Origin of the sequence: Phenylobacterium sp. (genome assembly GCF_046590535.1) — a bacterium.
Taxonomy (GTDB): Bacteria; Pseudomonadota; Alphaproteobacteria; order Caulobacterales; family Caulobacteraceae; genus Phenylobacterium.
Window position 1 is genome coordinate 1 of sequence record NZ_JBKJTG010000066.1, and the last position, 20,373, is coordinate 20,373.

General features: G+C 69.0%; 22 protein-coding genes. 7 read left to right on the forward strand and 15 right to left on the reverse strand.

The features are described from left to right. The coding region (truA, locus tag ACLL81_RS03870; protein ID WP_411287030.1) for a tRNA pseudouridine(38-40) synthase TruA at positions 1-737 on the forward strand (737 nt) is incomplete at its 5' end. Next, complete coding sequence (locus ACLL81_RS03875; RefSeq protein WP_411287031.1) at positions 734-1,114, forward strand: hypothetical protein; 381 nt, start codon at positions 734-736, stop codon at positions 1,112-1,114. The genes truA and ACLL81_RS03875, both read left to right, overlap by 4 nt. On the opposite strand, the gene dapE is transcribed toward ACLL81_RS03875, so the two are convergent. Then, the gene (gene dapE / locus ACLL81_RS03880; RefSeq protein WP_411287032.1) at positions 1,090-2,244 is read right to left on the reverse strand and encodes a succinyl-diaminopimelate desuccinylase; all 1,155 of its coding nucleotides are present in this window, start codon (positions 2,242-2,244) and stop codon (positions 1,090-1,092) included. The genes ACLL81_RS03875 and dapE overlap by 25 nt on opposite strands. A 45-nt stretch (positions 2,245-2,289) precedes the next feature. Here dapE and ACLL81_RS03885 point away from each other — a divergent pair, with 45 nt between their 5' ends. Next, positions 2,290-2,763 (forward strand): cupin domain-containing protein, encoded by a 474-nt coding sequence (locus ACLL81_RS03885; protein WP_411287033.1) that lies wholly within the window; start codon positions 2,290-2,292, stop codon positions 2,761-2,763. Positions 2,764-2,833: 70 nt separating this feature from the next. Here the strand turns inward: ACLL81_RS03885 and dapD are convergent, their stop codons facing one another. From dapD to argB, 3 genes are read right to left on the reverse strand one after another with little or no spacing between them, the layout of a single operon-like run. Then, positions 2,834-3,673, reverse strand: a complete 840-nt coding sequence (gene dapD, locus ACLL81_RS03890) for a 2,3,4,5-tetrahydropyridine-2,6-dicarboxylate N-succinyltransferase (RefSeq protein WP_411287034.1) — start codon at positions 3,671-3,673, stop codon at positions 2,834-2,836. Beyond that, positions 3,673-4,335 carry a pyrimidine 5'-nucleotidase gene (locus ACLL81_RS03895; RefSeq protein ID WP_411287035.1) on the reverse strand — a complete coding sequence of 221 codons (663 nt, stop codon included), beginning with the start codon at positions 4,333-4,335 and terminating at the stop codon, positions 3,673-3,675. The genes dapD and ACLL81_RS03895 overlap by 1 nt, the downstream gene beginning before the upstream one ends. Then, complete coding sequence (gene argB, locus ACLL81_RS03900; protein ID WP_411287036.1) at positions 4,332-5,246, reverse strand: acetylglutamate kinase; 915 nt, start codon at positions 5,244-5,246, stop codon at positions 4,332-4,334. Before argB ends, ACLL81_RS03895 begins: the two co-directional genes overlap by 4 nt. A 116-nt stretch (positions 5,247-5,362) precedes the next feature. On the opposite strand from argB, the gene ACLL81_RS03905 reads away from it, so the two are divergent. After that, the gene (locus ACLL81_RS03905) at positions 5,363-6,637 is read left to right on the forward strand and encodes an amidohydrolase family protein (protein ID WP_411287037.1); all 1,275 of its coding nucleotides are present in this window, start codon (positions 5,363-5,365) and stop codon (positions 6,635-6,637) included. A 55-nt stretch (positions 6,638-6,692) separates the two neighbouring features. Here ACLL81_RS03905 and ACLL81_RS03910 read toward each other — a convergent pair whose 3' ends face one another. The 9 genes from ACLL81_RS03910 to ACLL81_RS03950 form a co-directional block, all read right to left on the reverse strand. Then, on the reverse strand, positions 6,693-7,835 hold the full coding sequence (locus ACLL81_RS03910; RefSeq protein ID WP_411287038.1) for an acyl-CoA dehydrogenase family protein: 1,143 nt from the start codon (positions 7,833-7,835) through the stop codon (positions 6,693-6,695). Between the two features lie 219 nt (positions 7,836-8,054). Beyond that, positions 8,055-8,699, reverse strand: a complete 645-nt coding sequence (yihA, locus tag ACLL81_RS03915) for a ribosome biogenesis GTP-binding protein YihA/YsxC (protein WP_411287039.1) — start codon at positions 8,697-8,699, stop codon at positions 8,055-8,057. After that, positions 8,696-10,489, reverse strand: coding sequence for a membrane protein insertase YidC (gene yidC / locus ACLL81_RS03920; protein WP_411287040.1), 1,794 nt, complete (start codon positions 10,487-10,489; stop codon positions 8,696-8,698). The genes yihA and yidC overlap by 4 nt, the downstream gene beginning before the upstream one ends. Further along, positions 10,490-10,894 (reverse strand): ribonuclease P protein component, encoded by a 405-nt coding sequence (gene rnpA / locus ACLL81_RS03925; protein ID WP_411287041.1) that lies wholly within the window; start codon positions 10,892-10,894, stop codon positions 10,490-10,492. Positions 10,895-10,922: 28 nt separating this feature from the next. Then, positions 10,923-11,057, reverse strand: a complete 135-nt coding sequence (rpmH, locus tag ACLL81_RS03930; RefSeq protein ID WP_068877158.1) for a 50S ribosomal protein L34 — start codon at positions 11,055-11,057, stop codon at positions 10,923-10,925. Positions 11,058-11,129: 72 nt separating this feature from the next. After that, complete coding sequence (locus ACLL81_RS03935) at positions 11,130-12,110, reverse strand: NADPH:quinone oxidoreductase family protein (protein WP_411287042.1); 981 nt, start codon at positions 12,108-12,110, stop codon at positions 11,130-11,132. Further along, positions 12,110-13,156, reverse strand: coding sequence for an alpha/beta hydrolase (locus tag ACLL81_RS03940; RefSeq protein WP_411287043.1), 1,047 nt, complete (start codon positions 13,154-13,156; stop codon positions 12,110-12,112). Before ACLL81_RS03940 ends, ACLL81_RS03935 begins: the two co-directional genes overlap by 1 nt. A 2-nt stretch (positions 13,157-13,158) precedes the next feature. Next, complete coding sequence (locus ACLL81_RS03945; protein ID WP_411287044.1) at positions 13,159-13,782, reverse strand: TetR/AcrR family transcriptional regulator; 624 nt, start codon at positions 13,780-13,782, stop codon at positions 13,159-13,161. A 72-nt stretch (positions 13,783-13,854) separates the two neighbouring features. Next, positions 13,855-14,760 carry an SDR family oxidoreductase gene (locus ACLL81_RS03950; RefSeq protein ID WP_411287045.1) on the reverse strand — a complete coding sequence of 302 codons (906 nt, stop codon included), beginning with the start codon at positions 14,758-14,760 and terminating at the stop codon, positions 13,855-13,857. Positions 14,761-14,908: 148 nt separating this feature from the next. Here ACLL81_RS03950 and ACLL81_RS03955 point away from each other — a divergent pair, with 148 nt between their 5' ends. Beyond that, complete coding sequence (locus ACLL81_RS03955) at positions 14,909-15,571, forward strand: hypothetical protein (RefSeq protein WP_411287046.1); 663 nt, start codon at positions 14,909-14,911, stop codon at positions 15,569-15,571. On the opposite strand, the gene ACLL81_RS03960 is transcribed toward ACLL81_RS03955, so the two are convergent. Both ACLL81_RS03960 and ACLL81_RS03965 read right to left on the reverse strand, forming a co-directional pair. Then, entirely contained in the window at positions 15,568-16,374 is an 807-nt protein-coding gene (locus ACLL81_RS03960) for a DUF72 domain-containing protein (RefSeq protein WP_411287047.1), read from the reverse strand. The genes ACLL81_RS03955 and ACLL81_RS03960 overlap by 4 nt on opposite strands. Positions 16,375-16,387: 13 nt before the next feature. Further along, positions 16,388-18,043 carry a M28 family metallopeptidase gene (locus ACLL81_RS03965; protein ID WP_411287048.1) on the reverse strand — a complete coding sequence of 552 codons (1,656 nt, stop codon included), beginning with the start codon at positions 18,041-18,043 and terminating at the stop codon, positions 16,388-16,390. A gap of 279 nt (positions 18,044-18,322) precedes the next feature. On the opposite strand from ACLL81_RS03965, the gene ACLL81_RS03970 reads away from it, so the two are divergent. Together ACLL81_RS03970 and ACLL81_RS03975 are read left to right on the forward strand one after the other, a co-directional pair. Then, on the forward strand, positions 18,323-19,753 hold the full coding sequence (locus tag ACLL81_RS03970; RefSeq protein ID WP_411287049.1) for an efflux transporter outer membrane subunit: 1,431 nt from the start codon (positions 18,323-18,325) through the stop codon (positions 19,751-19,753). 2 nt (positions 19,754-19,755) lie between these two features. Continuing rightward, positions 19,756-20,373, forward strand: a 618-nt coding sequence (locus ACLL81_RS03975; protein WP_411287050.1) for an efflux RND transporter periplasmic adaptor subunit, incomplete at its 3' end; no start/stop codon positions are given.

Below are 20,373 nucleotides of genomic sequence, written 5' to 3' on the forward strand. Positions count from 1 at the left end.
CCCGCTACCGGCTCACCATCGAGTACGACGGGCGGCCCTACCACGGCTTCCAGGCGCAGGGGGACCTGCCGTCCGTACAGGGATCGCTGGAGCGTGCAGTGAAGGGGTTCAGCGGCGAGACCCGGCGCATGCAGACCGCCGGGCGCACCGACGCTGGCGTCCACGCCCTGGGCCAGGTGGTGCATGTGGACCTGGAGAAGAGCTGGCGGCCGGAGGTGGTCCGTGATGCGCTGAACGCCCACCTGGCGCCCGAGCCGATCACGGTGCTGGAGGCGCAGATCGCCCCGGAGGGGTGGCACGCCCGGTTCTCCGCCACCGAGCGGCGCTACAGCTACCGCATTCTCAACCGCAAGAGCCCGCCGGCCCTGGAGCGCGGCCGGGTCTGGCACGTGAAGAAGCCCCTGGACGCCGACGCCATGCACCAGGCGGCGCAGGCGCTGATCGGCCACCACGATTTCACCACCTTCCGCGACCTGGCCTGCCAGGCCAACTCGCCCATGAAGACGCTGGACCTCGCCACGGTTCGCCGTGAGGGTGAGGCGGTGATTCTGGACTTCGCCTCCCGCTCCTTCCTGCACAGGCAGGTGCGCTCAATGACCGGCACCCTGGCCGAGGCCGGCGTCGGGCGCTGGAGCGTGGCCGACGTGAAGTCCGCCCTTGAGGCCCGGGACCGCACCGCCTGCGGGCCCGTGGCCACGGCGGACGGGCTCTACCTCACCGGGGTCTCCTACCCGTGAGGGCCGTGGCCGCGCTGGCGGCGCTGACAATGCTTTGCGGATGTGTCTCGACCGTCGACCGGGGCTGCCTGCGGCCCGGCCCGGCGACCCTGACCGGCAAGGTGTTCGACTTCACCGGCTACGGTCCGCCCGGCTACGGCGAGACTCCGGAGAAGGACCAGACCAGCCTCTACCTGGCCCTGGCCCTGGAGCAACAGATCTGCGTGTCCGGCGTACCGGTCTCCGTGGTCGAACTGACCCCGCCGCTGCCGATCGTTCCCGAAGGCGTCCTTGGGCAGCCCGTCCGCCTCACCGGCCGCCTGGCCCTGGTGAAGGCCTCAGTCGATCGGCCGCCGGCGACGCTCTCCGGCGCTCAGAACGCGAACGTGGCGAAGTAGCGGGCGATCAGCGCGCTGTAGACGGCCTGCAACAGCCTGATCTCGGCCACCGGCGCGCCCTCGTCCACCGCGTGCATGGTCTTGCCCACCAGCCCCACCTCCACCACCGGGCAGAGCGCGCGGATGAAGCGGGCGTCCGAGGTGCCGCCAGTAGTGGAAAGCTCCGGCTCGACGCCGGCCGCGTCCTTCACGGCGGCGGCCACCAGGGCGGTGAACGGCCCCGGCTGGGTGAGGAACGCCTCGCCACTGATCTGCGGCGTCACCGCGACGGTCCCGTTGAACCCCTCCGCGGCGATGCGGGCCTCTGCCTCGATCCAGGCGGCCAGCGCCGCCCCGGTGTGGTTGGGGTTGAAGCGGATGTTCAGCCGGGCGCGGGCTGTGCCCGGAATGACGTTGGTGGCGGTGTTGGGCGCCTCGATCAGGGTGACTTCCAGGTTCGACGGCTGGAATTCCGGATAGCCCTGGTCCAGCACCCGGGCCTGCAGGACGGCGAGAAGCCGGATCAGCACGGGGACCGGATTGGCCGCGCGGTGCGGATAGGCCACGTGGCCCTGCACGCCGCGAACGATGATCTCGGCGTTGATCGAGCCCCGGCGGCCCACCTTGACCATGTCACCGAAGGTCTCGGCAGAGGTGGGCTCCCCCACCACGCAGTGGTCGATGACCTCGCCTTCGGCGGCCAGGGCGTCCACGACCATCTTCGTGCCGTGGGTGGCCACGCCCTCCTCGTCGCCGGTGATCAGGAAGGACAGCGAGCCGGCGACCTGGCCGGCCGCGATGGCCTCGGCCGACGCTGCGGCGAAGGCGGCGATGGCGCTCTTCATGTCCACGGCGCCGCGCCCGATCAGGACGCCGTCCACCACCTCGGCGGCGAAGGCGTCGCGGCTCCAGGCGGCGGCGTCGCCCACCGGCACCACATCGGTGTGGCCGGCGAAGCAGAGGTTGGGCCGCGCGGTCCCGTGCCGCGCGTAGAGGTTCTCGATCTCGCCGAACCTCATCCGGCGACAGGAAAAGCCCAGCCCGGCCAGCACCGCCTGGAGCACGTCCATGGCGCCGGCGTCGGCGGGGGTCACCGAAGGCCGGCGGATCAGCTCACGGGTCAGTTCGACGGCGTCTATGGCGGCAGGCATAGCGGCGCTTTACGGTCGCGGGCCCCATCAAGCAACGGACTTCGCATGCCCAGGATCGACATCGAGAGCGCGCCGACCCGCTTCGGCAGCGCCTATCCCGCGCCGTTCGACGAACCCTGCCGGGCGCGCAAGCGCTGGAAGCTCGGCGACGCCGCCGGGCTCACCCAGTTCGGGGTGAACCTGATGCGCCTGCCGCCGGGCGCCTGGACCAGCCAGCGTCACTGGCATACCGCCGAGGACGAGTTCGTCTGGGTGGTGTCCGGTGAGGTGGTGCTGATCACCGACGCCGGCGAGGAAACCTTGAGCCCAGGCGATTGCGCGGGCTTCGCGGCCGGCGCGCCCGACGGCCATCACATCCAGAACCGCTCGACGATGGAGGCGGTCCTGCTGGAGGTGGGCTCGCGCCGCGAGGCGGAGGACGGCTGCGACTACCCGGACATCGACATGGTCATCGATCCGGGGTCGGAGACCTACCGTCACCGGGACGGGACGCCCTATCCGGTGGCGACCTCCCGCTAGCGGGGCGATTCGGAAATTCGCCGGTGCGCATGGTGGGCTCTGCGCGAACTTCAGATCCAGGACACTAGCGTCAGTCCCGCAGGAGTTCGTTGATGCTGGTCTTCGAGCGGGTGCGCTCGTCGACGGTCTTCATGATCACCGCGCAGTAGGTGGAGGGCATGGCCTCGTGCGGGCTGGGGCGGGAGCCGGACATGATCACCGAGTAGGGCGGCACCTCGCCGGTGATCACCACGCCGGTGCGGCGGTCGACGATCGGGGTGGTGGAGGTCAGGTAGACGCCCATGGAGAGCACGCTGCCCTCCCGCACGATGACCCCCTCGGCGACTTCCGACCGGGCGCCGATGAAGCAGTTGTCCTCAATGATGGTGGGGTTGGCCTGCAGGGGCTCCAGCACCCCGCCGATGCCCGCCCCGCCGGAGAGGTGCACGTTGCGGCCGATCTGGGCGCAGGACCCGACGGTGGCCCAGGTGTCGACCATGGTCCCTTCGCCCACATAGGCGCCGATATTGACGAATGACGGCGTCAGCACCGCGCCCCGGGCGATGAAGGCGCCCTTGCGGACCACGCATCCGGGGACGGCGCGGAAGCCCGCCGCCTCGAACCGGGCGGCGTCCCAGCCGGTGAACTTCAGCGGGACCTTGTCCCAAAAGGGCCCCGGGGCGTCGGCCTCGACCAGGGCGCTGGGCAGCAGGCGGAACATCAGGAGGATCGCCTGCTTGGCCCACTGGTTGGTGACCCAGGTCCCGTCGGCCTCGCGCTGGGCCACTCGCAGGGTCCCTGAATCCAGGCGCTCGATGGTCTCCAGCACCGCCTCGCGCACCTGGCCAACGGTGGCCGTGGAGATGGCGTCGCGATCCTCCCACGCCGCCTCGATGACGCGCTTCAGATCGGAGTGGTCGGTGGCGGTCATCAGGCGGCTTCCCTCACCCGGGCGTCCCTGAGGAAAGGCGCGAGGTGGTCAACACGGTGGTGCACGAAGGCGGCGGTGGAGGCGCCGGCGTGGGGCCCCACCAGGACCGTGGTCATGCCCATGTGGGCGGCGGGCGCCAGGTTGCGCTCGCTGTCCTCGAAGAAGGCGGTGGCGGCGGGGTCGATGGCGTGGGCCGCGATCACGCGCTGGAAGGCCACCGGGTCGGGCTTGGGCACATAGCCGGCCGAGCCGATGTGGAAGACGTCGTCAAACAGGTGCGCGAGGCCCAACTTGGCCAGCACCCGCTCGGCATGGACGCCGTCGGCGTTGGTGAAGATCAGCCGGCGGCCGGGCAGGCGCTCCAGGGCCGCGATCAGGTCGGCGTCCTGGGCCAGAGCCTCCAGCGACAGGTCGTGGAAGAGGGCGTGGAAGTCCTTGGGATCGACCCCGTGATGGACGATCAGCCCGCCCAGGGTGAGGCCATGCTCGGCCAGGTACTTCTTCTGCAGGGCATAGGCCTCGGTGCGGGGCAGGCCGGTAAGCTTTTCCACGTAGTCGGTCATGCGCCGCTCGATCTCCCCCATGAAGCCGGATTCGACCGGGTAGAGGGTGTTGTCGAGATCGAACAGCCAGGTGTCGATGTGGGTGAAGTCGGCGCTCATTCGCAGATCAGCGTGCCGGCCCCGTGCTCGGTGAACAGTTCGACCAGCAGGGCGTGGGGGCGGCGGCCGTCCATGATGACCACGGCCTCGACGCCGGCCTGGACCGCGGCGATGGCGGTCTCCAGTTTGGGGATCATGCCGCCAGTGGCGACACCGTCGTCGATGGCCGCGCGGGCCTGGGCCACGGACATCTGGCGCATCAGGGCGCCGTTGGCGTCGAGCACCCCGGCCACGTCGGTGAGCAGCAGCATGCGCTTGGCGTTCAGCGCGCCGGCCAGGGCGCCGGCTACCGTGTCGGCATTGATGTTGTAGGTCTCGCCGGTCTCCGACACCCCGATGGGGGCGATCACCGGGATGTAGTCCTCCTCGGCGTAGATCAAGGCCTCGATCAGCTTCGGATCCACCCGCTTGGGATCGCCCACAAAGCCCAGGTCGACCATCCGCTCGACCTCGGAATTCGGGTCCTTGGTGGTTCGGGTGACCTTTTCCACGGTGATCAGCCCGGCGTCCTTGCCCGACAGGCCCACGCCGCGCACGTCGGCCTCGGCGCCGGCCCGGGTGATCCAGTTGGCGATCTCCTTGTTGATGGCGCCGGAGAGGACCATCTCGGCCACCTCCATGGTCGCCTCGTCGGTGACCCGCAGGCCGTCGATGAAGGTCGACTTGACGCCTGCCTTCTCCAGCATGGCGGAGATCTGCGGCCCGCCGCCGTGGACCACCACCGGGTGAACGCCCAGCATCTTCAGCATCACCGTGTCGGCGGCGAACAGCTTAGCCACCTGCTCCTCGCCCATGGCGTGGCCGCCGTACTTGATGACCACGGTCTCGCGGTCATAGATCTGGATGTAGGGCAGGGCCTCGGCCAGCGTCTTGGCGGTGGCCCATCCCTGCTCCTGGGTTTCGTCGGTCACTGGCGTTCCAAGCGATGAGGATCGGAGGGGTCCGATAGCGGACAAGCCTGCCCCTGTCACCTTCGCCGGCCCGTGCTAAGCCTTGGGGAAGGACAGATGGGCCGGGGGTTCCCGAAATGAGCGCGAAGATCATGGCGGCGGCCCTGGCCGCCTGGACGCTCGCCACGGGGGCGCAAGCCGCCACCGTGGCGGTCTCCGCCGACCGCCTGCTGGACGTGGCCACGGGCCGCTATCTGGAGCGTCCGATGGTGGTGATCACCGATGGCCGCATCGTCTCGGTGGGCCGCCAGGGCGACGCGGCGCCAACGGGCGCTGAGCGGGTGGACCTGCCCGGCGTCACCCTGCTGCCCGGCCTGATCGACATGCATGTCCACCTGACCTCGTCGCCGCTCTACGGCGGCTACACGGGCTATCAGTTCTCCGACGCCTTCTGGACGGCGATCGGCGTGCGCCACGCCAAGGACACCCTGGAGGCGGGGTTCACCACCGTGCGCAACGTGGGCTCCAGCTTCTGGGGCGACGTGGGCCTGCGCGAGGCGGTGGACAACGGCTTCGTCCCCGGCCCGCGGATCGTTACGGCGGCCTATTCGTTCGGCGCCACCGGCGGCCACTGCGACGAGACCTTCTTCCCGCCGTCCATGCAGGCGAACGCGCCGTTCAATTCCGACAGCCCCGACCAGGGCCGGGCGGCGGTGCGCAAGCTGCGGAAGTACGGCGCCCAGGTGATCAAGATCTGCGCCACCGGCGGGGTGTTCTCGAGGGGCGATTCGCCGGGCGCCCAGCAGCTCAGCGTGGAGGAGATGAAATCTATCGCCGACGAGGCGCACCTGTCGGGCATGAAGGTCGCCGCCCACGCCCACGGCGCGCCGGGCATCAAGGCCGCCATCCTGGCCGGGGTGGACACCATCGAACACGCCAGCCTCGTGGACGACGAGGGCATCAAGCTGGCCGTCCAGAAGGGCGTCTGGTTTGGGATGGATATCTACAACACCGACTACACGCAGGCTGAGGGCAAGAAGAACGGGGTGCTTGAGGAGAACCTGCAGAAGGACCGCGATATCGGCGAGATCCAACGGCAAAATTTTCGCAAGAGCCTGAAGGCCGGGGTGAAGCAGATCTACGCCACCGACGCGGGGGTCTATCCGCACGGCGACAACGCCCGGCAGTTCGCGGTCATGGTGCGCTATGGGGCGACGCCCTTGCAGGCCATTCAGTCGGCCACGGTGAACGCCGCCGAGGCCCTGGGCTGGACCCGCGACGTGGGCCAGGTATCCGCCGGCCGCTACGGCGACATGGTGGGGGTAATGGGCGATCCGCTCGTCGACGTGCGGGTGCTGGAAAAGCCGGTGTTCGTGATGAAGGGCGGCGCGGTGGTGAAGCGGCTGCCGTAGGCTGAACGGGGGCCGGCGTCTCGGCGACAGCGGCGTTTCCAGCCAGCGGCCTGGGTCAGATTGAGCGGGCCACCACTTCCTTCATGATCTCCGAGGTGCCGCCGTAGATCCGCTGCACCCGAGCGTCACGCCACAGCCGGGCGATCGGATACTCGTTCATGTAGCCCGCGCCCCCGTGCAACTGCAGGGCGGCGTCACAGACTTCCCACTGCAGCTCGGTGTGGAACAGCTTGGCGGCGGAGGCCTCGGCCGCGGTGAGCTGGCGGTCCAGGTGGCGGGCCAGGCACCAGTCCAGGTGCGCCCAGCCGGCCTGCAGCTTGGCCTTCAGGGCGGCCAGGGTGAAGCGGGTGTTCTGGAAGTCGAACACGGTCTGCTTGAAGGCCTTGCGCTCCTTGGTGAACTTTACCGCCTCGTCGAAGGCCCGCTGGGCGCCCGCCTGGCCGGCGATGGCGATCTGGAGCCGCTCCTGCGGCAGCTGGTTCATCAGATAGGCGAAGCCCTTGCCCTCCTCGCCCAGGCAGTTGGTGATGGGAATGCGCACGTCCTCGAAGAACAGCTCCGAGGTATCGGCGGAGTTCTGGCCCACCTTGTCGAGGTTGCGGCCGCGCTTGAAGCCGTCGCGGTCGCCCTCCACCAGGATCAGCGAGATGCCCTTCGACCCGGCCGCCGGATCGGTCTTGGTGACCACGATGATCAGGTCGGCGTTCTGGCCGTTGGTGATGTAGGTCTTGGAGCCCGAGACCACATAGTGGTTGCCATCGCGGATGGCGGTGGTGCGCACCCCTTGCAGGTCGGAGCCGGCGCCGGGCTCGGTCATGGCGATGGCGGTGATCACCTCGCCCGACACCATGCCGGGCAGCCAGCGCTGCTTCTGCTCTTCCGAGCCGTAGTTGATGATGTAATCGACGACGATGTCGGACTGCAGGGTGATGCCGGCGCTGGAGCCGGCGTAGGACAGCTCCTCGCCGATCACCGCGTTGAACCGGTAGTCGAGGCCGAGGCCGCCGTATTCCTCGGGCACCTGCGGGCAGAGGATGCCAGCCTCGCCGGCCGCCAGCCAGAACGTGCGGTCGACGCAGCCTTCCTCCTCCCAGCGGTCGAGGTTGGGATGCAGGGCGCGATCGTAGAACTTGCGCACCTGGTCGCGGAAGAGGTTCAGGTCCGCGTCGAAGACGGGGCGGGTGGCAGTGTCCAGCATGGCGGGCTCTTGAAGGTGACGATGGCCGTCACTTAGCGCGCTGACGCCGGGTCCGCATAGTGTGCTGGATCTGAAGTTCGCCTCCTTGTTGGATCAGGCTCTGAGTGAACTTCAGATCCAAAAAAGCACACTAAAAACACATACTTGCTAGTATGGCTGGAGATTCGGAAATTCGCTTAGAGCCCGCCACACGCGCAGGCGAATTTCCGAATCTCCACACTAGATCGCGCAGGCCGCGACGATCTCGGCGCGAAGCTGGGGGATGCCCGTGCCCTTCTCGGCGGAGGTGGCGAGTACGCGGGGGAAGGCGGCGGGGCGCTTGGCGATCTGGGCCAGGGTCCGCTCGGTGACGGCCTGGACCTCGCGCGCACCGATCTTGTCGGCCTTGGTGAGGATGATCTGGTAGGAGACCGCCGCCGTATCGAAGGCGGCCAGCGCCTCCTGGTCCACGTCCTTCAGGCCGTGACGGGCGTCGATCAGCAGGTAGGCCCGCTTGAGGTTGGGCCGGCCGCGCAGGTAGTCGCGGCCGAGGTTCTGGAACTTCTTCACATCGGTGCGGCTGGCCCGCGCGAAGCCGTAGCCGGGCAGGTCCACCAGGCGCAGGCGCTCGTCGGCCACGAAGAAGTTCACCTCGCGGGTGCGCCCCGGCGAGTTCGACGCCCGCGCCAGGTGCGTGCGTCCGGTGACGGCATTTATCAGCGAGGACTTGCCCACGTTGGAGCGCCCGGCGAAGGCCACTTCCGGCAGGTCGGGCGCCGGCAGGCCCTCGATGGCCACCGCGCCCATCATGAACTCGACGGGGTGGGCGAACAGCACGCGGGCGGCCTCCAGCGTCTCCGCGTCGAAGGCCGGGTCGGCGGTCATTCTGTGGCCTTGGGCTTGCCCGACAGCCTGGCGATGATCTGGTCGATGGGGTTGTCCACCTTGAACCGGCGCATGATCACGTACTGCTGCAGGATCGTCAGCACGTTGGACCAGGTCCAGTAGATCAACAGGCCCACGGCGAACGGCGCCATGATGAAGGTGAACATCAGCGGCATGAACTGGAAGATCTTCTGCTGGATCGGATCGGGCGCCGGCGGGCTCATGGAGGTAGTGAGCCACATGGTGACGCCGTAGAGCAGCGGCAGCACGCCCAGGTGCAGCGGCCCGTCCAGGAAGTTCCCGATCAGGGGCGCGGTGGCCGGGTTCCAGGGGATCAGGCCAAACAGGGTCCAGATGGTCGTCGGATCGCGCGCCGACAGGTCCTGGATCCAGCCCATGAACGGGGCGTGGCGCATCTCGATGGTGACCGTCAGCACCTTGTAGAGGGCGTAGAACACCGGGATCTGCAGCAGGAGCGGCAGGCATCCGGCCAGCGGGTTGACCTTCTCGCGCTGATAGAGGGCCAGCAGCTCCTGTTGCTGCTTGGCTGGGTCTTCCTTGTGCTTCTTGCGCAGCTCTTCCATCTGCGGCTGCACCTTCTTCATCTTGGTGAGCGACTCGTACTGCTTGTTGGCCAGCGGGAAGAAGATCAGCCGCACGGCCACGGTGAGCAGCAGGATGGCGATCCCGAAGTTGCCAACATGGCTGAAGATGTAGGCCAGGAACGAGAAGATCGGCCGGGTCAGGAACCAGAAGTTGCCCCAGTCCACCGCCCAGTCCAGGCGCTCTACGCCGAGCTGGGCCTGATATTCGCGCAGCAGCGGCACGCGCTTGGCGCCGGCCAGGAAATGGGTGGTCTCGGTGACCTGGCTACCCGAGGGAATGGCGCGGGCCTGGCCCACGAAGTTGGCGTCGAAGATGTCCACGCCACCGGGCGCCTGGGTCTGGCGGAACTGGCCCTGCAGGCGTTCCGTCTGCGACGGGATCAGCGCGGTCAGCCAATATTTGTCGGTGATTCCGACCCAGCCACCGGTTGAGGGGTAGGCCGGGCCGCCGCCGTCCTTGGCCCACTTCTTGTACTTCACCTGGCGCAGCTTATCGCCCAGCCAACCCACCGCGCCCTCGTGGACGATCTGGTTGGTGCCCAGGTCCGCCGGCACCGCCTGGCGCTGCACCGAGCCGTAGGGCGCGAGCGTGATCGGCTGACCGCTGGCGTTGGCCACCGTGTCGGTGAGCGTGAACATGAACTGGTCGTCGACGGAGATGCGCCGGGCGAAGGTCAGCCCCTGGCCGCTGGCGTAGGTCAGGGTCACCGGCTTGCCGGGCGCCAGTGTAGAGCCTTCCGAAAGGGTCCAGATGGTATCGGCGCCGGGCAGGCCGGGCACATTGGCGCCGGTCCAGCCGATGTCGGCGAACCAGGCGAACTTGGTCCCTTCCGGGCGCAGCAGCTCCACCGGCGGAGAGTTCTTGTCCACCGCCTGGCGGTACTGGACCAGGTAGAGGTCGTCGATCCGCGCGCCCTTCAGCGACAGGGAGCCGCGCAGGGCCGGGGTGGCGATGGGCACCCGGGGGCTGGCGGCCACCGCGGCCTGACGGGTGACAGCCACCGGAACCTGTGGCGCGGCGAGGCCCGGCGTCGCGCTGGCGGCGGCCGCCGCCGGCGCCTGGCGGGCGAGGTCGGCCTGACGGCGCTTGGACGCCGGCTCGATCACGAACATCTGGTAGACGATGAAGAGGGCGAGCGCGCAGACGAGGAAGATGATCGTGTTGCGGCTGTTGTCGTCTTGCATTTAGGGGACTGGGTCCGTCGAGGAGAGGCGCGGGCCCGGCGCTCCGGGGCTGTCGCGTTCGGCGGCGAGCCTTAACAGCGCGCTTTTCACATCGTCAAGCAAACGCGGCCAGGGACGGGTGGTCACACCGCCGCGGGCGATGAACACATAGTCGAAGCCGGGCTTCGCGAACTGGCCCAAGAGCAGCCGGGCGGCCTCGCGCATGCGCCGCTTGGCGCGGTTGCGGACCACCGCGCCGCCCACCCGTTTGGTGGCGGTGAAGCCCGCGCGCACCCGGGGGGCATCGTCGCCCCGCGGCCGGGCCTGGACCACGACGGAGCCCTTTGCGCACGAGGGCGCTCGCGCACAGGCCAGGAAGTCGGCGCGCTTGCGGAGGCGTTCGATGGGGAATGCGGCGTCCGTCATCCGGACACCCTTACCTCAACCCTGAGGTCTAGGCGCTGAGGCGCTTGCGGCCCTTGGCGCGGCGGCGAGCCAGGATCTTCTGACCGTTCTTCGTGGACATGCGCAGGCGGAAGCCGTGACGACGCGCGCGCACGAGGCGGGAAGGCTGGAATGTGCGCTTCACGAAAAAAGCTCCGGGGGTCGAAAACGAGCGGCGGTGGATAGGGGATCGGGCCCGCAGTGTCAACCGGCGGGGCTAGAGGTCCGGGCGGATCACCGTCTTGCCGATCACCTTGCGCTCGGCCAGGGTCTCGAAGGCGGCGCGCCAGTCGTCGAGGGGGTACTCGGCGTCCACGCGGGGCTTCACCCGGCCCTCTTCGGCGAGCTTCCAGATGGCGGCGAGGTTCTCGACGCCCTTCTGGGGGAACTGGCGGCCGTATTCCCCGGCGCGGACGCCGATGAGCGAGAACCCCTTGATCAAGGCGATGTTCACCGGCAGCACCGGCAGGCGCCCGGAGGTGAAACCGATGGACAGGATCCGGCCGCCAAAGGCTATGCAGCGCACGCTCTCGTCAAACACGTCGCCGCCCACGGGGTCATAGATCACGTCGGCCCCACGCCCGCCGGTGAGCGCCTTCACCCGCTCGCGGAACCCCTGGGCGACGTTGACCGTGGCGTCGGGGGCATACTCGGCCTGCACCACCGCCAGCTTGATGTCGGAGGCCGAGGCGGCGATCACCCGGGCGCCCAGCACCCGGGCCAAGTCCACAGCGGCCAGACCGACGCCGCCGGCCGCGCCGTGCACCAGCACCCACTCGCCCGCCTGGACATTGGCGCAGCGCACCAGGGCCACATAGGCGGTGAGATAGGCCACGGGGTAGCCGGCGGCCTGGGCGAAGCTCAATCCATCGGGTTTGCGGTGCAGGGCCGCGGCCGGGACGATGGCGTATTCCGCGAACCCACCGCGGGCGCCGCCTACCACGGCGTCGCCGGTAGCGAAGCCGGCGACGCCGGCGCCCAAGGCCTCCACCTCTCCCGCCAGCTCCAGGCCGGGGACGAAGGGCAGGGCCGGCTTGTGCTGGTGCTCGCCTCTGGTCTGCATCAGGTCGGGGAAGTTCACCGCGGCGGCGCGGACCCGGACGCGGACCTCGCCGGGGCCGGGTTCGGGCATGGGGATGTCCTTGACCTCGCAGCCCGCATAGTCGGCGGCCAGCGCCTCGACCACCAGGGCGCGCATCAGGCGATGCGGCCTTCCAGCCCCTCGCGCACCAGGCCGGCGATCTCGCGGCAGGCGGTGTCGGCTGAGGGGACCGCGCCAGTGAAGGCCACGAAGGCATGGGCCAAGCTGTCGTAGCAGCGGTAGACCACCGGCACGCCGGCTGCCTTCAGCCTGCGGGCATAGGCCTCGCCCTGGTCGAGCAGGGGATCGAAGCCGGCGGTGACCACCACGGCGGGAGCCAGGCCGGAGAGGTTCTTCTGCCGGAGCGGCGACAGGCGCGGATCCGCTGGGTCGGCGTCGGGCGTCATGTAGTGGCCGACGAACCAGTCCATGGTGGCGCGCGAGAGCGGGAAGGCGTCGGCGTAGATGGTCATCGAGGCGCTCTCCGAGGCCACATCGACGCACGGATATACCAGCAGCTGCAGGACCGGCTGCGGTTCGCCGGCCCGCTTCAGCTCCTGGCAGACCACGGCGGCGAAATTGCCGCCCATGGAGTCTCCGGCGATGGCGGCCAGGCCCTTGGGTGCGCCGAAACGCTCGGCGTTGTCGCGGCCCCAGCGATAGGCGGACAGGACGTCGTCCAGGCCGGCCGGGAAGCGGTGCTCCGGGGCCAGCCGGTAGTCCACCGACAGCACCGGGCAACGGGCGATGGCGGCCAGCAGGGTGCAGAACACGTGGGTGGTCTCCAGGCCGCCGATAACGCCGCCGCCCATGTGAGCGAAGACCAGCAGCGGCGCGGTCGGGCACTGGTTGTCAGGGCGATAGCTGCGTGCCGGGATCGGGCCACTCGGGCCCTCGACGGCGAGGGGTTCGCAGGCGACCCCAGGCTCCGGGTCGCCCATCACCGGGCCGAGGCCGGCGACTTCGCCCCGCCGCACTTCCTCTGGCGAAAGGGTGGACAGGGCCGGGGCCCGGCGCGCCTGGGCCGCCAGGAACTGGAACCGGGGATCGAGGGTGCGGCCGCCCTGATAGACCACGCCGCCGCCGGACATCAGCCGCAGGAGCGGCGCGGGCAGCGAGAGCAGCGTGCGCAGGATCAGGCGCTGGGTGGCCGCGCTGGCCACGGTCAGGTCGCCTCCCGTGGGGCGCCGCGCAGGCCGTTGAGCACCATGTTCACCGCGAAGTCGCAGGCGGCCTTGGTGTCGACGGGCCGACGCTGCAGCATCTTGTCGCCGATCTCCCGGGCGATGGCGATGCAGGCGGCGGCGATATAGTCGGGGTCGGCGGTGGGGCCGCTGCGGCCGGCGAGCACCTGCTGGATGGCGTCTCGCACCTCGGCGAACACCGCGGTCATCTCCGGAGTCTCGCCCGGGAAGTAGGGGTGCGGCTCGCCCGCGGGACGCTGGGCCACCCAGCTGCGGTGCTCTTCGGCCAGGAAGTGGAAGTAAGCCTTGATCGCTCCGCGCACGAAGGCCTCGAAGCCGTCGGACTCAGCGCGGACCTTCTTCAGGATCGGCGCGAACCGGCGGGCCCCGTCGTCGGAGAGGGCGGCGAACACCTCCTCCTTGGAGCGGTAGTAGTTGTAGAAGGTGCCGGCGGCGAGGCCCGTGCGGCGGATGATGTCGCGCACGGTGGCGGTCTCATATCCGAGGTCCCCGAACACCTCGCGCGCTGCGTCGAGGATCGCCTGGCGGTTGGCGACCTTGGTCTTCTCGCGTTTGCCGATGCAGAGGTAGGCGACTGGGGACATGGGGACTCGGGGTCAGCAAAATGACGCCCGTCATTCTGGGGCGGTTCGCGCGCAATGCCAATGGGCGTGGAGTCACACCGTGCGTTGCGCGCGGTCCTTTTCGTTGGTGGCGCGGATGGCGTTGCGGGCTTCCTCCCACTCGGCGTCGCCCCAGGAGGCCAGCCGCCCGAACCCGCCGCCCTGCAGGTGGGAGCCGCCGTCGATGGCGATGGTCTGGCCGTTCACATAGGCCGACATGGGATGCAGCAGATAGACCGCCAGGTTGGCCAGTTCGCGCATCTCGCCGTTGCGGCCCAGGGGTATCCCCGGATCGGCGGGGGCGTCGTCGCGACCCTGGCCGCTGGGGTTGAGCCTGGCGCTCATGCCCTCGGTGGGGAAGGGGCCGGGCGCGATGGCGTTGAAGCGGATGCCGCGGTTGCCCCACTCCACGGCCAGGGACTGGGTCATGACGTTGAGGCCGGCCTTGGACATGGCCGAGGGCACGGTGAAGGGGCCGCCGTTCCACACCCAGGTGGTCAGGATCGACACCACCGAGGCGTGGCGGCCCTCGGCCAACCAGCGCTTGCCGGCGTCCAGGGTGACGAAGAACGAGCCGCGGAAGACGATGTTGGAGATGGCGTCGAAGCCCCGGGCGGAGAGGTCTTCTGTGCGGCTGATGAAGTTGCCGGCGGCGTTGTTGACCAGGCCGGTGAGCGCCCCGCCGTCCGCCCAGATGGTGTCCATCATGTCGCCGATGGCCTCTGGCACCCGGATGTCGCAGGCTAGGCCCACGCACTTGCCCCCGTGGGCGTCGGAGAGTTCCTTGGCGGCGGCCTCGATGACCCCGCCCCGGCGGCCGCAGATATAGACCTCGGCGCCCAGCATCAGGCAGGCCTCGGCCATCACCTTGCCCAGCCCGGTGCCGCCGCCGGTGATCAGGATGCGCTCGCCGGCCATCAGGCCGTCGCGGAACATCAGGTCGTCCATCTTGAAGGTCATCGGCGGCTTCCCGGAGAGTTAGGCGCGCAAGTCGGTCCGCATGACGCCGGGGAGGTCAAGGGCGCGCGTGGTCGGCCGAGGCGCAAAAGTACGGTCTGGACTCCTGTGATATGCAACGCGAAGGTGTGGAAAGACAGGAAATATAGCCATGAGCGGCGGCGACAAACTCAACCGCAAGTTCGACCAGCACGACGACCACCTGAAGGTGAAGGACTTCGACGAGACGTTCGGGAACCTCGATCCCTCGTCGACCAAGGACGGCGCCGGGCCGAGCAACGACCTCTATGTCGGGTCGGGCAATTCGGCGGCGAACTTCAAGATATTCACCAACCATGACGACGACATCGAACTGGGGCTGAAGATCAAGCTCAGGCAGGGACCCGACATCCTGCCGGGTGCGGACGGCAGCTTCGACGTCCCCGACGGCACGCAGCCCGGCAACCCAGCCCGCGCGGCGTGGAGCTTCGACTTCTCGGTGAACACCGGCATCGAGGGCAGCACCCAGACGCTCGACGCCTTCGACTTCCGCCTAATCATCACCAGCGGCGACGGCGAGCGGGCGGTCTACAACATGCTCCACATCGCGCCCGGCGTGACGCTGTGGACGGACGGCGTGGGCGGGTTCGCCGACGCTGACGGCACGGCGAACGCGCAGATTTCCCAGAACTCGGTCAACCTCGGATTCGGCTTCCTCAAGTCGATCTTCGGCGCCGACTACGCCGACGCGGGCGAGCGCTACGACATCGAACTGCAGGCGTTCGACGGCCTGCGGCTGGTCGGCAAGGTGCTGACCTCGGTCGACCTGATCTAGGCCTCGCCGCAGCGCTGCATGAAGGCCATCGCCGCGGCGGGCGCGCGGACCTTGCCCTCGTGGATGAAGAACACGAAGGCGTCGTGGGGCTCGGGCGGCAGGCCGGTGCGGTCTACCGGGGTCAGGTCGTGGGGGACCTCGCCGGCGGCGTAGGCGGCGAACCGCTCAGCCCACAGGTCCAGGTCGGCGGGCGCGTACCCGGTCTCAATGGCGTCGGAGCCCTTCAGCAGCCGCGCATAGACGAAGTCGGCGGTGACGTCGGGGATCATCGGATAGCGGTCGTTCTCCGAGACGCAGATAGCCACGTTGCGGTTGCGGCACATCCTCACGAAGGCCACGTCCACGAAGCTCGGGTTGCGCACCTCCACCACGTGCCGCAGCTTCAGGCCCTCTTGGGTCTTGGGCAGCAGGTCGAGGAAGGCCTCGAAGTCGGCGGGCTCGAATTTCTTGGTGGGCATGAACTGCCAGAGGATCGGACCCAGCCGGTCCCCCAGTTCGACGATCCCCTGGTTCAGGAACTTGCTGATCGAGTCCGCCGACTGGGCCAGGATCTTGCGGTTGGTGCAGAACCGCGAGGCCTTCAGGGAAAACACGAAGCCCTCGGGCGTCGCGGCCTTCCACTTGGCGAAGGTCTCGGGTTTCTGCGACGAATAGTAGGTGGAATTGATCTCGATGGAGGTCAGGTGGCGGCTGGCATAGGCGAGCTCGTCGGCCTGCTTGAGGCCCTCGGGATAGAAGGCTCCGCGCCAGGGCTCGAAGGTGAAGCCCCCGATTCCGGCCCGGATGTAACCCGCCTGCGCCATGCCGCCCGTTCCCCTATTTGCGCGCCGCGGCGGTCTTGTCCCGCTCGGCCTTGAATTCTGGCCCGGCCTTCCACTCCGGCCACTCGCGGGAGTTAGCCAGCTTGGTCCCCAGCACCAGCAGCATGTCGGCGTTCTGGGCCGCGCCGGAAAGGTCCCAGTCGGGAGAATATTCGTCCGCCGGCTGGTGGTATTTGTCGGTGGTGTAGGCTTTCTGCAGGGCCTCGCCCCGGGCCTTGCCGCCGGTCACCAGGTCCTGGCCCCCGCCGAAGGAGATGGCCGGCACGCCGCGCTTGGCGAAGGAGAAGTGGTCGGAGCGGAAGAAGCTGCCGGCGCCCGGCCGCGGGTCGGGGCTGTAGGTCATGTGATAGCCCTTGGCGACCTCGATCAGGTCGTCCTGCAGGGTCAGGGGCGCGTCGCCCGAGGTGCCGAAGTCCCGCGACGGACCGTTGGTGGCCGCCCCGTCCATGTTGATGTCGGCCACGGTGGTGGCCAGGGGATAGAGCGGGTTGGCGGCGTAGTATTCCGAACCCAGCAGGCCCTTTTCTTCGGCGGTGACGGAAAGGAACAGCATGGAGCGTTCGGTGCGCGGCTGGGCCGCGGCGGCCCGCGCCATCTCGATCAGCACCGAGGTGCCAGAGGCGTTGTCCAGGGCGCCGTTATAGATGCGGTCGCCCTTGGCGTCGGGCAGGCCGACCCCCAGGTGGTCCCAGTGGGCGGTGTAGATCACCTTCTCCTGGGGATGCTTGGTCCCCGGCAGGATGCCGGCCACGTTCTTCGATACGATCTTCTTCGCAGCCACCGCGATGTCGGTGGAGAAGGTGACGCCCTTCAGCTCCACCGGCTTGAAGTCGCGGGTCTGAGCCTGCTTCTTCAGGGCCTCGAAGTCGAGGCCGGAGGCCTTGAACAGCGCCACGGTGGAGTCGCGCTGGATCCAGGCCTCGATCGGCGCGTGGGCCTTGGTGGGGTCGGCGCGGATGATGTCGAAGACGGTGTTGGTGTTGGAGTTCTTCACCGTGTTCCAGCCGTAGGAGGCCGGGCCGGTCTCGTGGATGACGATGAAGCCCACGGCGCCTTGGCGCGCGGCCTCCTCGTACTTGTAGGTCCAGCGGCCGTAATAGGTCATGGCCTTGCCGCCGAAATCGCCCTCGCCGGTCTCGAAGTCGGGGTCGTTGACCAGCACCAGGGCGATCTTGCCCTTCAGGTCATAACCCTTGAAGTCGTCCCAGTTGCGCTCGGGCGCCTTGACGCCGTAGCCGACGAAGACGACCGGGGCGTCCTTCACGCTCACGTGGTCGACGCCGGTCTGCGGGGCGCGGATGGCGATCTGGTCGCCCTGGGTCCAGGTCTGCACCTGGCCGCCCACGCTGACGCTGACCTTGACGGGGTCCTTGTTGTCGAACTGGGCCAGCGGCACGTCCTGGGTCCAGGCGCGGCTGCCGTCCTTCTGCAGGTCGCCGCCGGGCTTCAGGCCGACGGCCTTGAACTGCTCGGTCAGGTACCTGACGGTCTTGACCTCGCCGGCGGTGGCCGGGCCGCGGCCCTCGAAGTCGTCGGAGGCCAGGATCTTCACGTGCTCAGCGATCTTGGCGGGGCTGACGCCGGCCTGGGCGGGAAGGCTGAGGGCCAAAACAGCCCACGCGGACGCGCCGGCCAGGAGGAATTGTTTCATGAATGCACTCGGGCAAGGACCAATTTGCCCCGACCCTAGCGAGGCCGACGCGGGGACGCTAGAGCGTCGCACCGGAAAGAAAGATCGTTCAAGATTGAACGATTTCGCGCAAAAAGGTGTGACAGATGCGCCCCAGTCGCTATGGCGAAGCCTCTTTGTATCGCCACTGCAATTTTGGGGACGGCTTGCTATGATCAAGGAAGCTTCAGCTAACCGCGTCGCGCCTCCCCAAAGCCGATACACTCGGCGGCGATTCGCGGTCTGAAAACGACAGAGATCATGCGCCCCGCCACATTCGTAGCCGGACTGGCCTGTCTCACGCTTGCCGCGTGCGCTTCTGTGCGCAAGCCCGACATCGCCGTACCGACCGCCTTCGAGGCGCCCCCGTCCGCCCAGGTGTCCATCGACACCACGGCGCTCGACCGCTGGTGGACCCAGTTCAACGATCCGGTGCTTACCGCCCTTATCGAGGACGCCCTGGTCCGCGCGCCGGACGCCCGCTCGGCCGCCGCCCGCCTGAGCGAGGCGCGGGCCACCTCGTCCAACGCCCTGATCGCCTTCCTGCCCCAGGGCAACGCCTCGGGCACGACCCGGGAAACCCACACCACCCAGACCTCGGGGACGGTGGTCAATATCCCGGGCTTCTCCACCAACGGTGAGAGCACCTCTTCCAGCGCCACTTTCAATGTGAGCTGGGAGGCCGATCTGTTCGGCCGCATCTTCGCGGTGGCCAAGGCCGCCAAGGGCGACACCAACCAGGCGCAGGCCAGCTATGAGGGCGCGCGCGCCAGCCTGGCGGCCAACATCGCCGACACCTATTTCCTGGCCCGCGGCCAGGCCATCCAGCTTGAGGATGCGCGCGAAACCGCCCGCATCCAGCGCGGCCTGCAGCAGATCGCCAACATCCGAGCCGAGCGCGGCCTGGGGTCGTCCGCGGAAGCCGACCGCGTGGCCGGCGACCTGGCCCAGGCCGAAGGTAACGCCGCCAGCCTGGAGGCCGAGCTGAAGGCCACCCGCCGCACCCTGCTGGTTCTGGTGGGCCGGGGCGTCGATCCCCTGGCGAGCATCCCCACCCCGGCCACTGTCGGTGCGATTCCGCCCGTGCCCGCCACGGTGCCTGGCGAACTGCTGGCCCGACGCCCCGACGTGCGCCAGGCCGAGGCCGCCGTGCGTTCGGCGGCCGGCCGCCTGACCTATGCCAAGCTAGCCTTCTTCCCGACCTTCACCCTGACGCCGGGCATCGGCCTCTCTCGGTCCGAACAGCCGGGCTACCAGTCCACCACCCGCAACTGGTCGATCGGGGCCGGGATCACCCAGCCGATCCTGGCGATCCCCAAGCTGCTGCAGGACCTGAAGGCGCAGAACGCCCGGACCGAACAGGCGGTCATCGCCTACGAGAAGGCGGTGCAGACCGCCTATGGCGAGGCCGACAGCGCGCTCACCCGCCTGGACTCCGACCGCCGCCGCGTCGGTCTGCTGGCCGATGGTGAGCTCCGCGCCGAGCGGGCCTATGAGGCCAGCCGCGTCCGCTACGCCGCCGGTCTTGATGATCTTTCCACCGCGTTGGGGGCCGAACAGTCCTGGCGCTCGACGCGATCGGCGCTGACCAGCGCGCAGGTTCAAGCCCTGCGCCGCGCCGTCCAGACCTACAAGGCGCTCGGAGGCGGCTGGCCCGCCACCCCCGTGCTCGCCAAGCAAGAGGCACGCTAGACGTGACGAGAATCGCTACCGCCCTCACCCTCGCCCTGGTCGCGACACTCGGCCTTGCCGGCTGCGGCAAGAAGCACGCGCCCAAGGAGACCGACAGCCAGCGCGCCCGCGCCGTGCGCGTGGTCAAGGTCGAGCCCCGTCAGATCATCGGCTCGCTCACCGCCTCTGGCGTCTTGACGCCCCGCGAGGAAGCCGCGGTCCTGCCCGAAGTCACCGGCTACCGCGTGGCCCGCGTGCTGGTGGACGCCGGGCAATATGTCCGCGCCGGTCAGACCCTGGTCCAGCTCGACGGCGCCCTGATCGCCGCCCAGGTCGAACAGCAGGGCGCGCTGGCCGCCCAGAGCGCCATCCAGGCCGAGCAGGCCGAGGCGCAGTCGGCTCGCGTGAAGGGCCTCGACGGCCAGGGCGTGCTCTCGCAGGAACAGCTCGACCAACGCCGCTTCCAGGCCCGCGCCGCGCGCGCCACCGCCAACGCCCAGGCCGCCGCCTACAAGGACGCCCGCACCCGCGCCGGCAAGCTCTCGGTCACCGCCCCGGTCTCGGGTCTTGTGCTGGAGCGCAACGTTCGCCCGGGCGACCTCTCGGCCGGCGGCGCGGCCCCGTGGTTCCGGATCGCCCAG